Below are 14,037 nucleotides of genomic sequence, written 5' to 3'. Positions count from 1 at the left end.
TGGAATGGAACGACCTTAACTTCTCCATTCTCTTTTCGTGCTGCTTATACGCTCAATAAAACTAATTCACACCCAAAAGGGGTACTTGTCATGGTGACCCGCACAGGTCGAACGTGACAAATACCCCTTTTACAATGATCTATGACCAAACATTCGAACCTGCATCGTTACAAAAACTGCTTCATAATATACTCCTGCTCCAGAGGTGTAATCACGGTGCGCTCCACGGGTGGACCTTCTGTCAGATACTCTGCCACTTCAGCCACACGATTGGACTCCAGCTCCGCTGTAAATACGAGATTGGCCATCCCTAATGTCTCAACCAATGTTCCCCGCGCTTTAGCGTGAAGCATGAATAAGGTATATAAATCCGGTCTTTTCAACTCCGTCATTGCCCGGGCGATCAAAGCCAAATCGGATATGTTGTCCCCCATCGGAGGATGCGCTTTAGGCAGTCTCTTTAAGCCAAAATCGCACCACAAAATGCGCCGCTCCTGTACATCAATAATGGCTGGTATACAACTACGGGAATCTGCCGTCAGATCGATTCGCTCCTGTACCGTTGAAGGTTCGAACATTTCATCCGACTGTGGCGCCTGACGCATCATCCAGCCAGCATAACACTCCGGCAAATCCTTGAAAGCATTATCCCTGAATGCGTTAACCATGATTACAATATAACGTGCACCTAACTTAGAAACGGACGGCAAATGCAGATCCATATACTTCGCCGTTCCATCCGGTGTAGTCACCTTAAGCCCGCTATTTGCAGCTACATATTCATTCGATTGCAGAGGGGTCCGGGTTGTTTGACCCATATCATGCCAGTTCGAATCATACAGAACACCTGACAGATCGGAATTCACACATTCGATTCGCTCCTCACGGCCCAAGCCTTCTCTCCACGACAGAAAAAAACGAACGGTATCTCCTGTGGGTAACGATATCCATGACGCAAGCGATAGAGCTCGAAGAGATTCGCTTGCCCTACGTTTTCCCGATGGAACTGAAAACTCTTGAAGTCTTTCATCAATGTATACATTACCGAGTGGTGGAAGTACCGCAAATCGTTTCAACAGTGTATGCTCTACCGCCGATATCACCGCATGAACATCCTCAACGTTGAGGGGCGGCAGCGGCTGAGTGGAGACATACAGATTTGCCGTGTTGCCTTGGGGGAAAAAGCTCCTCCTGACCTGAAACTGCGTCCGTGTGCTGAAGTGGGCCAACACTCGAAGCAGCGCTCTTGTCGATACCTTCTCTTCCACAGTTTCCATTTTGCCGATCACTTGCTGTACCGGAACACCGGAACGTATCATTCGGTCCAGCTGACCGACCATCTCTCCCGGACGTTCCGCGAGCGTCTCCACAATAAGCTCGTTATCCTTCTGTTCAAATGCCCGCTCCACTCTGCCATGAAAGGTAAGCGGGTGTTCCCCAAGTCGCAACTGGTCCAGCGCTGCTACTGCCACTGGATAACGGTATCGATATTCACCCGGATGCAGCCGCTCGGCCAATCTCTGCCAGCTTCCTTTATATCGAAACAAATCTTCCAACGGGTCCGAAGCATTCTCCAATAAAGCAAATATTACCCGTCGTTCAGATCGGGTAAATGAACGGAAACGGGTATTCTCCTTCAAACTGACATCTCCATCGGAACACGCCACCGCCAGCCGCAATATATCTGTTGCCGTACGCAAATGCCGCTGGAATTGCTCCACCGAAGCACGCCCCGCCTTTAATAAAGCAGCACAATAAACGGCGGCATTTTCCCTCACAGGTATTTGCCCTGCCTCTGGCTCAAATGCGGACCAGCCTTCGTACTTTGTTGCAAACCAGACCAACTGCTCTTTTGCAACTGGCGATAACGCTGATTTCGCTGTAAGCAGGTTCATTCCCACTTGGTAAAAATCTGCTTCACTGCCGAGATGAATCACACGCAGTTGCAACTTGTTCAGCAGTAATATGCGCTGCTCCTGTTCAAAAGACTGCTGTCTCCAGGAATGCATCAAAGCATTTAAATAAAATTTACTTTCCTGAATATTCATTTTTCGCTTAGGAAATTTCGGATACACGAGGATTTCCTTTAAATTGATTCCTTTCATCTTTCGAATCTCTTCCATCAATTGCTCAAACCAGAAAACGAACCTGTCACGTTCCCAGGTATTCAGCACATCTATCAGTTTCGTCGAAAACGTATATCCCAGCGATTCCAAATTTCTCAGTGCAGTCGCCAATATACGCACAGGCAGCTTGCCCTTGCGCTCTGCAATGATCACTTTCAAATTCCTGCTGAAATAGATTGAGAATAAGTCCATCACTTGTACTCTCCCACATGACGATAATATATTCAGCATTGGTATACTTGGCCTAGCTTGTGGCGGTTCTTCATATGTATGACACAATCCAAAAACTAAAAAAATCAGGGAAGCGGCACCCCTAATACCATTGTAAGAGTTCAGAAGGAAGGGATACCATAGCCTGATTAATGCATATTATATCTTATAATTGCAGATTAGAGAATATCACATCGAAAAGAGAGCGGCAGAATACCACTTCACCCGAAAGATAAAGTTATTCTGACCGCTCTCTTTACGTTTATTTTTCACCGCTATTCACTTGCCAGATTATCCGTGCTGACGTGCCGCTTGACGTCCGGCGATCCGAGCTGTAATTAATCGGTGACTCTCATCAATCTCTTCCGGTGTGCAGGCTGCTTTCAACTCATATACTTTGACCGGAGAACGATCAATGATATCCAGGAATGAATCAAAAAACGCCATGTCCTTACTATGGATATATGGACACCAATGATCCGACAAGCCTACCGTCTCATGGATATGAACCCCAACGACATGGTCGATTAATTCATTTGCTTCGCGTGCATTATCATAGAGCCCCATTCGGTCCATCATCATACCGTGACCAATATCGTACCATAAGCCGAGTGGAGCCCCTTTCATACCGCGGATAAGTGCCCCCGCCTCCTGCAGCGTCGGCATTTGGTAACAGCGTGATCGAGTCTCAATGCCGAAATTCACTCCGTATCCCCGCTGTTCAGACAATTCACACACTTCTTCCAGACTCTCCTGAATGCGCTTCAGGTAATGTGCGCTACTCGCCTCACGCTTCTCCAGCATCTCTTGCCACAATGATTGATAGTCCGAGGAGTCCGGCCCTTGATCGTGATATATCTTTTTCAATGCTTCATCAATGTTATATTCAAACGGCACCTCACCTGGATGCACGACGACTGCCTTCGCACCATACCGGTGTGCATACTCGGCTGAACGGAGCAGCAGTTCAATGGCCCGCTTACGACGAGGCTCATCGTCGAAACCGAGCAGAACCGAATCGGTCCCATAATCGGGATCAGCTACATGTGGGAACGTGTTGTGCACACTGGATATGCCGATTTCCCCCCGCTCAATCATCGGTTCAATTGTTTGCAACAATTCGTCCGTAACGTTATAGTTCAGCTCCACCTGTCTGAACCCTAGGGATTTGATCTCCTCCATCATGCCCTGACCCGTAGTGTGTCGTTTGATGTTCCAGCAAGTTGAAAATGAATATTCCTTTTTGTCGGTAAACATAGCTTTGTCCTCCTATATGCGATGTTCAACCCGTTCAATGTCTGATGAATCTTCTCTATTTTTAAATCAGCCTAGCTGATGTTTAATTCAAATCTCATTTTGTCCGCGTTAACGGTTAAGCCAATTTCGATCTCGTCCCATCCATCCAACTTACCTTTATAATTATTGAAGTAACGCCCTTATTCCAATGCCTCTTGCTGAAGATTCAACATCGTTTGTTGTAACGCCACCTGCACTGCTCCAGTGACTACAGCCCGCTCGCCAAGCTCTGAACAGATCAGTGCAGGCTTCGCCGGGAATTGATCAGATACGATCTGTCTTAGATGCGGCAATAACACATCCCCATTTCCCCCAATACCTCCGCCAAGTACAATGAGATGGGGAGCAAGAATGACGCAAATATGCCGCAGAGCCGAAGCAATCATTTGGCTGTATTGTTTCAGAATCTGCACAGCCTGCGTTTCTCCACTTCGCGCAGCTTCGAACAGTTTCTCAGGAGTCAGGTATTCACGAAGAGCTTCTATACCAGAATCAGGATCCTCAAGTAGACTGGCATCCAACTGACGCTTGGCCAGTTCCATCAGACCATCAGCAGATAGGACATCCTCCAATCGATGGCCCTCTTCCAACAACATCTCCGCGAGCTCGCCTGTCAACCCGCCCATACCTCGAAGCAATTGCCCGTTCACCATGATGCCTGCGCCCGTTCCAGTACCGATGGAGAAAAAAACAAACAGATTGGAATCTTCTGCTGCAGCTCCCCTCCTGTACTCCCCCAGTGCAGCCAGGTTTACATCGTTCTCCAGAATCACTTCACACGGGAAGGCCCCCGACAATGATTCAAGCGAGAGCAACTTTTCCAATCCCTCTAAAGGGGCAACGATCCGATCAATATCTCCAGAGTCCGGCAGTACAACGCCAGGAATGCCAAAACCAACACATCGAATCTGATCCCAATTCAATTGATTCTCCGACAGTAAGTCATCCATATAGCTTCGAAGAACATCAAGGGTTGCCGTCTCTGCTCGATTACCACTTTGGACCGATAACGTTGGATACGTTCTGTACTCCATAATCTCACCATTCAGATCAGAGAGTGCGATCCGAATTCGGGTTGCCCCAATATCGATGCCACAGACATAATAAGCTGATTCGTTGAATTGAATGAGTGTTGCTTTGCGACCCTGAGCATTATCGGCTCTACCAGTTTCCAGCACCAAGTTTCGTTCAATGAGATGTTCAATTGCTGACGACACCGTAGGTTTACTGAGTCCGGTCTGACGACTGATATCTGCCCTAGACATCGCACCAGTTGCAATCAGAGCATCCATAATCAAATTCTCGTTCAGATTGCGGATATATTGCGGTGAGCCAGCCATTTTATCGCCTCCTTTTATAGTTAGTTAAGTTTCTTAACGAATTAAATTCAATATATCATCGAGCTTGATACGTGTACAGCTTTTTGTCAGTATCGGATGATCTGATTTCAAAATCAAGGCCTGATCTCATCGTGATCATTTAATTTCGAATTTACACCACATACATCAAAAAAAGCCGCAGTGATAAACACCGCAGCTCCTTACTTCCTTATATATACGCTTCATTACGATTTGGACAATTCGATGAACCCTTCACCAAATACGTCACGCACATCATGGATCGTTATGAAAGCAATTTCGTCCTCCGCTCGCACAATCTTCTTCAGCATTGGAACTTCTTGTTTGCTAATGACAATATATAAGATCTCTTTCGGGTTCTTTGTATAGTATCCATGACCAGACAGGACAGTGACTCCCCGATCCATCTTCTCAATGACCTGCTGTGCAATAGCATCCTGTTTGGTAGATATAATCGTAACTGCTTTTTTCGGATTGAGCCCTTCAATAATGAACTCCATCGTTTTGGTGCCGACGAACAACATGACAATCGTACACATCAAACCTTGCGGCCCTATAATGAAGAAAGACGAGAACGCCACGATCAAATCGAAGAATAACAGTCCATAACTGATGTTCCAATCCAAATATTTGTTGGCAAGTCGGGCCAGAATAACCGTGCCCGCCGTTGTGCCGCCTACTCTAACAATCAAGCCGATACCCAGACCGGCAAATAATCCACCAAAAATGGTATTGATCCAAAGCTCGTCCGATGCAATCGTCCAGCTCTCGGTCAGGTGCAGGAACAGCGAGTTGAATACCACCGCAATAATGGTATACACCGTTGTTGTTCTGTCCAGAAACTTATACCCCACAAGTAGCAAAATACCATTCAGGAGCAAGTTCATCAGTCCCGGAGACCACTCAAAAAGGTAATACAAAATAATAGTAATCCCCGTAACGCCGCCTTCAGCCAGATCATTCGGGATGACGAACAGGTTTACTGCAAGTGCAAACAGAAATGCACCCGCCATAATAAATAGAATATCCGTTATTCTTTTCTTCATCATGCACTCCATCCAATCCATCAGAAAATCAACCTATCAACCAATTTCATAAGTTGTCATAACCACTCAATGATAGATTCTACCATGCCATGAACAAAATTTGTATACATAATACAAATTGTTGCGCGAATTGTACAAAGGAATTCGAAATCAGTGCTTACTTAGGTTCTGCAAAGCAGTTTAACTTCATCCACCCATGACAAATGTCATGGGTCATCATTGATATTCATCATTACAGTGTACTGACGTTTATGACTTACTGCACTGGACGCATTCTTATACAATGATAAAAACGCCTCACTTGGAGACATCTTCCCAGGAAGCGTTAGGTTATAACTGATTACAGTTATTGACCATTGAAGGAGGACGTACGTCAATGAGCAGATCCAAGGAAATGGCGCTAAAAAAAGAAGTTACCCCTTATGAGAAAAACAATCTTCGCCTGAGTATCCAACAATTAGTGAATTCCATACTGCCATTATTATTATTATGGGCCGCAGCGTACTATAGCTTGTCCGTGTCCTACTGGTTAACATTTCCGATTGCCCTCGTAGCCTCGGGATTTGTACTTAGAACATTTATCATTTTCCATGACTGCTGTCATGGTTCATTCTTCAAAAGCAAACGTGCCAACGACATTCTCGGCACCATTACAGGTGTACTAACCCTTACGCCTTACCTGCAATGGAAAAACGAACATTCCATTCACCACGCCACCAGCGGCAATCTGGACAAACGTGGAGTTGGCGATATCTGGGTGATGACAGTTGAGGAATATAAAGCCGCTTCCCCTTGGGGTCGTCTATTCTACCGGATTTATCGTAATCCGTTTGTCATGTTCGGTATTGGTCCCATCTATGTGTTCCTTTTTGCCTACCGCTTTAACCGTAAAGGCGCAAGACGTAAAGAGCGCATCAATACGCATCTATCAACAGTTCTGATCGTTGTCCTGTACGCTTTTATGTGCTGGCTAGTCGGTTGGCAGGCTTTTGTCCTGGTGCAGGCACCCGTCTTTTTCTTCTCCGGCTTCTTCGGCATCTGGCTGTTCTACGTACAACATCAATTTGAAGATACGTACTTTGAGAATGAAGATGAATGGAGTTATGTGAAGGCTGCTGTAGAAGGTAGTTCATATTACAAATTGCCTAAACTGCTGCAATGGATCAGCGGCAATATCGGGTTCCACCATGTGCATCACTTGAGCCCACGTGTTCCCAACTATTATTTGGAAGAAGCACATAACGCAACACCGCCACTGCAAAAGGCTACAACGATTACGTTACGTTCCAGTCTGGCTGCCCTGCGCTTCCGTCTGTGGGACGAAGAATCCAAGCAATTTGTCAGTTTCAGAGAGATCAAACGCTTATCTCGCAAGCCTTACGTTCAACCACCAATTCGAGTAAACAACCAAGCGGGTCTGACAGAGAAGCCTTAACTCTGTCGGATTCGTTTTCTTGTATTCAGGCTAAAGTCATGCTACAGTCAGGCTAAGTTTGAGTACAATGCAAGTCCGAGGAGGAGAATTTTCATTCAAAAGTGGATGCAGCTCTTTTATAAAAATACAGGTTTAAATCCGTATGTATGGCTCGTCTTTTTCATCCTGCCCTTCTATTATATTTCGCAATATTCCAAATTGTGGCCTATGGTTGCGGGCATTTTCATCATTCTGTTCTTCTTTGTTTGTTATCTGCTTGCCTTTATCACAAAGGGCTGGCAAGTCTATATGTGGATTGGACTCTTGATCGCCATATCGATTACGATGACCATCGCTTATGATTATGCCTATTTCTCATTGTTTCTTGCTTTTTTTATTGGGAATATTAAAAATAAAGCTGGTTTCTTCACCCTCTATTCGGTGAACCTGGCAGCCAGTTTTCTAACCATTAATTATAGTTTCATCAAACAGAGTACCCTGTTGCTCAGTCAGTTCCCGTTTGTATTCATTACTCTTATGGCATCCATTCTGCTTCCGATCAGTACGTATAACAAAAATAAGCGTGAACAGCTGGAAGGCCAACTGGAGAATGCCCACAAACGGCTGGATGATCTTGTAAAAATGGAAGAGCGGCAACGTATCGCACGCGATCTGCACGATACACTTGGACAAAAGCTCTCTCTTATCGGTCTGAAAACCGATCTGGCGAAGCGTCTGCTTCGCATGAATCCTGATCAGGCCGAGATTGAACTGAACGATCTGAGACAGACGGCAAGTACGGCCCTGAAAGAAGTCCGGGAAATGGTAACGACTATGCGTGGAACACAACTGGTGGATGAACTGTTCCGTGCCGAACAAATTTTGAAGGCCGCTTCCATTGAATTTGTACTTGAAGGCAATCCGAAGTTACAGGATACGTCACAGCTCAATGAAAATGTACTCGGCATGTGTCTGAAAGAAGCTGTTACAAATGTGGTCAAACACAGTCAAGCAGCGGTATGCACCATCCGTATTGAGGAAACACTGGCCGATAATGTATTAACGGTTCAGGATAACGGGGTCGGAATCGAACGTACTCGCAAGCAAGAACGGCGCGGAACCGGAATCTTGGGGATGAAAGAACGACTTGAATTTGTGAACGGTTGTCTGGATATTCGTTCCGGAGCAGACATGGAAGGTACAGGCATTGTCATCCATGTTCCCAAGCTGGTCCGCAAACCGATAAAGGAGGTTGAACAATGATCAGGATCGTAATCGCCGAAGACCAACGTATGATGCTGGGGGCATTGTCTTCCCTACTCAATCTGGAAGAGGATATGGAAGTGGTAGGACGCGCAAGCAATGGACAGGAAGCCCTTGCTCTCGTCAGGGAGCATTCACCAGATATCTGTCTGATGGACATTGAAATGCCCGTCAAAAGTGGCCTGGAGGCCGCTGAGGAACTTAAAGGAATGAACTGTAAAGTCATTATTTTAACAACCTTTGCCCGGACCGGATATTTCGAACGTGCTTTAAAAGGTGGTGTACGCGGTTATCTGTTAAAGGATAGCCCGATCGAGGAACTGGCCGAAGCAATCCGTCAGGTCATGAATGGAAGACGTATTTTTGCACCCGACCTGGTGGACGAGGCTTATGTTCAGGAGAACCCGCTGACCGAACGTGAAAATGCCGTTCTGGGCCTGATGGCTGACGGTAAAAATACAAAGGAAATAGCCGGACATTTATTTATTACAACCGGTACGGTGCGAAATTACATCTCTATTATCCTCAACAAGTTAAATGCAAGTAACCGCATTGAAGCCATCACCCGTTCCAAAGAAAAAGGGTGGTTTAAATGAAAGTACCGCTTTAACCCAATGAAACATAAATAAGCAAGGCACACCTTCCCATCGGTGCACCTTGCTTATACAAGGATAGGTTGGTCTGGAGCATTCCCCCCGGGCCAGCCTATTTCCTTTTGATGTTTTTTTGAAGCCATTCTATTTTACAGAAACAACCATGCCCAAAGCTTCCAGTGGCACCTGCTCGGTCTGGAGCTGATGAATCTGCTTGCCATCTTGCCAGGAAATCGTTACATTAACGCTTTTACCACCGCTTGGATACTGCACGTTTACGAATCCTTTATCCTTTGGTGCAGGCAGTGTATGGGACTCCAAATACTCCACCATTCTCTTCGCAATGCCCGGATTATTCATGTTATCTTCGGAAATGGAACGAATCTGTAACGTCCATCTACCTTCTGTCCAAGTCAGATACTGACTGCCCGCCGCGCCTTCAGTCATACCCTTGATACCATGTCCCAGATCCACTGTCATATCCTTCGGAAAGTCTTTCAAATCTGTCTCAGGGAAAATATCGGTGCTGTTCGAATCTTTATATGTCTTCACTTCATAGGATGCCAGAACAGGCACTTTGCTGCCAGAGGCCGTCAATGAAGCATCATTCACCGCAACAGGCTGGTCAGTGGAATAAAAGTTAATGTGAAACGCATCTGAAGTATTCGATGTGATCGATGCAGTCAGATGTTTTCCCTTTTCCAGAGAAAATGAAGTAGGTAACGAAGCGTTCTTCATCTTCAGCTGACTGCGAATGTCCTTAATGACATCGTTCGCACTTTGCTGGGTTTGACCTTTACTGCTCGTTTCCGAATTCGGTGTCCCGCTTCCTGCAGAACCTTCGGTCCCCGGTGTTCCTGTGGTATCTGTTCCGCTATCTTTCGTTCCATTGGAGAAATCGGCTCCTCCACTGCCTGACTGAGCCTGTTCGCCGGCCGCGTGGGACGTGTTGTCCGCTGATGATGGTTTGGTATCCTGGCCACCACACCCCGCAAGAGCAAGCAGCACTGCTGTTGTCACAGGAATCGTCATCCATAATTTAGGTTTACTCATGTTGTTGTCCTCCTTGAAGCCATTATTAGAATCAGTTTACATTGTTGTCTAGCCTGAATTTTTAACGTTTGTCATTCCAGAAATTCACGGGCTGTACTTTCTTGGTCAGCACTTCAAACTGGTAGCCTTCTGCTTTCAGTGTTTTTAACACTTGCGGAAGTACTTTCAATGTCGCTTCCTGGTCGTGCATCAGTACCACAGGGGTGGTTCCGCTCTTTTGCACATTATGAATCTGCTTCATCACGCTGTTGTAGACTTTCTGGTGATCCTTCTTGTATTTCCAATCCTCGGAATCAACATTCCAATCCCACAGATGGAATCCCCCTTGACCTAGTAGAACATTGCGATATGCCGGTTTGAGATATGGTTTGCTGCCGTACGGAGTACGAACGAGGCTGGTTTTGACGCCTGCCACTTTGTTCAAGCTTTCATTGGCCTGCTGCATTTCTTTCAAGCCGCTGTATGCGGATTTATAAAATTTACCGGAAACATGCGTTACGCCGTGCAAGCCCAGTCCATGTCCGTCTGCAACAATACGCTTAGTAGCCTTCTGAAACTTCTCCATTTGAGGTCCAAGCATGAAGAATGTCGCCTTGGCATTGTACTGATCCAGGATATCCAGTAATTGTCCCGTGTGGGCGGTCGGCCCATCATCGAAAGTTAGATATATGATCTTGGAGCTCGCTTTATTTCCAGCATGCTTGGATGCGGATGAGGCAGCTGAAGCCGACTGCGGCAATAACAATGGAATGATCAATAGAATAGCAAGTGCGGTGATGAACGTTTTACGAATATGTAGCATAATAAAAGTCTCCCTTATGTCTTGTATTTCCCCGGGTGTCTATGTTTCTCTCATTGCAGCCCTTGGCGATAATCCTAATACTATCAAAAAGAGTGCGTCCCATTCTCGCTTCAAATGCTACGTTCGAGTTACACTTTTGTCAGATTACCCAAAAAAATAAAACGAATTTGATAGATTTGCTCGAAAAAGAACATCCGTCGGGATAGATCAATGTTGACATATATTCTATTAACCCAAATTGTGGTTTCTGATAGAGTCATTTCTGGAATTTATATGAAGCAAGCGAAGAAGCTTAAAATGGTATAACAAAAAAGCCTGCTCGAGAGCAGACTTTTCATATGTAGATCGATTTTCTTGTCGTTCGGATCAATCCTGTTTGCTTTGCTTAGTTCCCTCTTACTCCGCAGGAGCTGTGAACGAACGTTTACCAAATTCGGCGTCCAGCATGTAGAAAGCATTGCTGTCTTTTTCGATGCGGCGCAACTTCTGGATGATATTATCAAACAGAGCTTCCTCTTCGACTTGCTCATCGATGAACCATTTCAGGAAATACATCGTGGCATGTTCACGCTCATTCAAGGCAATGTCAGCCAGATTGTAGAATTTCTTCGTATTTTGCTGCTCGTGTGCATATCCATGTTCGAACACATCCAGCATCGAGGAATATTCATTCTTCGGTTCTGGCAATGCAGCAAGCGTAGCGCGTTGTCCGCGGTCATTCAGGAATTTGTATATTTTCATCGCGTGGAACCGCTCTTCCTCAGCTTGTACGATGAAGAAGTTGGCAAATCCGTCCAAGCTTTCGCCGGAACAGTATGCAGCCATCGCCTGATATACGTGAGCCGAATAAAATTCGAAGTTCATCTGTTCGTTCAAAGCTTCTGTCAACTCTTTACTCATTAGGGGGTACACCTCATTCTTTCTCTAGGGATGGTTTTATTTTATCATAACGTCCGCATGACCGATATCGAAACTTCTACAAAATTCGCCAATGACTGATTGCATCTCTTCCTATATAATTACATAGTTCTCGCTCTAAAATCATTTCAATCTGGAAGGCAGGCCTTTTTATTTCATGAACACATCTTCTTCGCAGCTCAAAAAAACAATAGGTATGCCGCAAGCTGTTGCGCTTTATATAAGTGCAGTTCTCGGTTCAGGTGTCCTGATTGTACCCGGACTTGCTGCCGAACTGGCAGGGCCGGCTTCACTTCTCGCCTGGGGAGGCATGGTGCTGCTAATTCTTCCGCTTGCCCTGTCCATGGGATTACTCTCAGCCCGATACCCGGACGCAGGCGGTGTATCCCATTTCGTTACCCTCGCTTTTGGACAACGGGCAGGAGCTGTAGTTGGCTGGTTCTTTCTAATGTCCGTTCCCATCGGTGCTCCAGTAGCTGCACTTACAGGTGCAGGCTACATGACAGCTGCACTGGGACTCGGGGAAGGATATAGAACAGCGATTGCCGCCCTCATGCTGGCGGCTGGACTGATCATTAACATCGTAGGTATGCAGGTCGCCGGAAAGGTACAGATCGGCGTTGTGCTAGCGATTATTATCGTGCTCGTCATGGCATTTGTATTTGCTATTCCGAATATGGAATCCATACATTTCACACCATTTATGCCAAGTGGTTGGGTCAGCGTGGGACAGGCTGGAGCCATTCTATTCTGGTGTTTTATCGGTTGGGAAGCTGTATCTCACCTGTCTGAAGAATTTACTGATCCACGCAAGGCAGCTATTAAAGGTGTAACGATTGCAGCCATCATTGTAGGTGTGCTCTATTTCCTAACTGCACTGGCGACAGTCGGAACTCAAAGCTATCTTCATGGCGGAGCAGATGTCTCTCTTGTATGGATTATTAGTCAGGCTCTCGGTTCCTGGGGTGGATTACTTGCTGGGCTGACTGGCATATTTATTTGCACTGCTACCGTCATTGCATATGCTGGTGCTGCATCCCGAGTCGCCTATGCACTGGCAAGACAAGGATCTGCCCCGCAATGGATGTCCCGCTTATCCCGTCGGTACCATACACCCATTGCTGCAATTGGCTTCCTGGCCATCTGCTTTACTCTAGTGTTGTGCATATACGGATCAGGCCTCGTGTCACTCACGACACTTATTCAGTTGCCCAATGCAACCTTTATTCTCACCTATCTTGGCGGATGCGCAGCCGGAATACGTTTACTCAAGGGCAGTCGTACTGGGGTAACCATCAGTTGGATTTCCTTTGTGGCGACGGCCATTGTGTTCCCTTTTGCCGGGTGGGCCGTTCTCTACCCTGTGGTGATCGTTGTCATCTACGGCTTAGTCAGCCGCAAACGACAAGACAAAATATAAACAAAAAAAGCTCTGCCGCGATGGCAGAGCTTCCTTTATTCATCTGGAAAAAATCATTATACCAGGAACGCTTTGGAGATGATAACCAACAGGATGAACAGAACCAGAATGGCGCCTACAGAAGTAAAACCTCCGTATCCGTAGCCTCCTCTTGTTTCTCCACCTAATACTTCGCTCATTGACCGTACCTCCTCTGCAACAGGTATGGGTTATCTTATGCAGGGAGAACAGATTTGACAGGGCGGATGCCCTGTTTCAGATCCTGTTTATCATTTTTTCAATACCGTGGAGAATCAATGCGCATAATATCCAAGAATGGCACTTTGGCCGTAAATTCTTCCTCTGTATACTCAACATGTACTAGCCGAGTACGTGAGTCCAACTTCACAATGACCCCATGAACCTGATCTTCCTTGCCCCATACGGTCAGCAACACTTCCGAACGTTCATGAAACGCCTCAACCAGTTGGTTCCCCAGCTCTTCCAGTTCAAACTCGTCCCGGGTAGGTCTTTTTGCAACTTTTGCTTTTGCCAATGT

The 14,037-nt window shown here is 46.1% G+C and carries 13 protein-coding genes; 4 read left to right on the top strand and 9 right to left on the bottom strand.

From position 1 onward, the window contains the following. Positions 1 to 167: 167 nt before the first annotated feature. The 4 genes from HP548_RS19760 to HP548_RS19745 form a co-directional block, all read right to left on the bottom strand. Positions 168 to 2,318: a cytoplasmic protein gene (locus HP548_RS19760; protein ID WP_175382600.1), complete on the bottom strand. Its 2,151-nt coding sequence runs from the start codon at positions 2,316 to 2,318 to the stop codon at positions 168 to 170. A gap of 309 nt (positions 2,319 to 2,627) precedes the next feature. Then, positions 2,628 to 3,593 carry a sugar phosphate isomerase/epimerase family protein gene (locus HP548_RS19755; RefSeq protein ID WP_175382599.1) on the bottom strand — a complete coding sequence of 322 codons (966 nt, stop codon included), beginning with the start codon at positions 3,591 to 3,593 and terminating at the stop codon, positions 2,628 to 2,630. A 179-nt stretch (positions 3,594 to 3,772) separates the two neighbouring features. Further along, positions 3,773 to 4,972, bottom strand: a complete 1,200-nt coding sequence (locus tag HP548_RS19750) for an ROK family transcriptional regulator (protein WP_175382598.1) — start codon at positions 4,970 to 4,972, stop codon at positions 3,773 to 3,775. Between the two features lie 224 nt (positions 4,973 to 5,196). After that, a complete protein-coding gene (locus HP548_RS19745; protein WP_062324740.1) occupies positions 5,197 to 6,036 on the bottom strand; it encodes a YitT family protein in 840 nt (279 codons plus the stop codon). A 376-nt stretch (positions 6,037 to 6,412) separates the two neighbouring features. Between HP548_RS19745 and desA the strand changes: the two genes are divergently transcribed. From desA to HP548_RS19730, 3 genes are all read left to right on the top strand, one after another. Continuing rightward, entirely contained in the window at positions 6,413 to 7,471 is a 1,059-nt protein-coding gene (desA, locus tag HP548_RS19740) for a Delta(5) desaturase DesA (RefSeq protein ID WP_076291014.1), read from the top strand. Positions 7,472 to 7,564: 93 nt separating this feature from the next. After that, complete coding sequence (locus tag HP548_RS19735; protein ID WP_076291013.1) at positions 7,565 to 8,713, top strand: sensor histidine kinase; 1,149 nt, start codon at positions 7,565 to 7,567, stop codon at positions 8,711 to 8,713. After that, entirely contained in the window at positions 8,710 to 9,309 is a 600-nt protein-coding gene (locus tag HP548_RS19730) for a response regulator transcription factor (protein ID WP_076291012.1), read from the top strand. The genes HP548_RS19735 and HP548_RS19730 overlap by 4 nt, the downstream gene beginning before the upstream one ends. A 141-nt stretch (positions 9,310 to 9,450) precedes the next feature. Here the strand turns inward: HP548_RS19730 and HP548_RS19725 are convergent, their stop codons facing one another. The 3 genes from HP548_RS19725 to HP548_RS19715 form a co-directional block, all read right to left on the bottom strand. Then, positions 9,451 to 10,359 carry a hypothetical protein gene (locus HP548_RS19725; protein WP_175382596.1) on the bottom strand — a complete coding sequence of 303 codons (909 nt, stop codon included), beginning with the start codon at positions 10,357 to 10,359 and terminating at the stop codon, positions 9,451 to 9,453. Positions 10,360 to 10,420: 61 nt separating this feature from the next. Then, entirely contained in the window at positions 10,421 to 11,161 is a 741-nt protein-coding gene (locus HP548_RS19720) for a polysaccharide deacetylase family protein (protein ID WP_175382595.1), read from the bottom strand. Positions 11,162 to 11,557: 396 nt separating this feature from the next. Next, entirely contained in the window at positions 11,558 to 12,061 is a 504-nt protein-coding gene (locus HP548_RS19715) for a ferritin (RefSeq protein WP_076291009.1), read from the bottom strand. Between the two features lie 175 nt (positions 12,062 to 12,236). Between HP548_RS19715 and HP548_RS19710 the strand changes: the two genes are divergently transcribed. After that, the gene (locus HP548_RS19710) at positions 12,237 to 13,499 is read left to right on the top strand and encodes an amino acid permease (RefSeq protein WP_076291008.1); all 1,263 of its coding nucleotides are present in this window, start codon (positions 12,237 to 12,239) and stop codon (positions 13,497 to 13,499) included. A gap of 56 nt (positions 13,500 to 13,555) precedes the next feature. On the opposite strand, the gene HP548_RS19705 is transcribed toward HP548_RS19710, so the two are convergent. Together HP548_RS19705 and HP548_RS19700 are read right to left on the bottom strand one after the other, a co-directional pair. Then, positions 13,556 to 13,678, bottom strand: a complete 123-nt coding sequence (locus HP548_RS19705) for a dihydroorotate dehydrogenase (protein ID WP_099852733.1) — start codon at positions 13,676 to 13,678, stop codon at positions 13,556 to 13,558. Between the two features lie 98 nt (positions 13,679 to 13,776). Beyond that, positions 13,777 to 14,034 carry a YolD-like family protein gene (locus tag HP548_RS19700; RefSeq protein WP_076291006.1) on the bottom strand — a complete coding sequence of 86 codons (258 nt, stop codon included), beginning with the start codon at positions 14,032 to 14,034 and terminating at the stop codon, positions 13,777 to 13,779. Positions 14,035 to 14,037: the final 3 nt, after the last annotated feature.

The organism is Paenibacillus taichungensis (assembly GCF_013359905.1).
GTDB classification, from domain to species: domain Bacteria; phylum Bacillota; class Bacilli; order Paenibacillales; family Paenibacillaceae; genus Paenibacillus; species Paenibacillus taichungensis.
The sequence above is the reverse complement of the archived record's forward strand: the minus strand, read 5'-3'. Positions and strand labels throughout refer to the sequence as shown.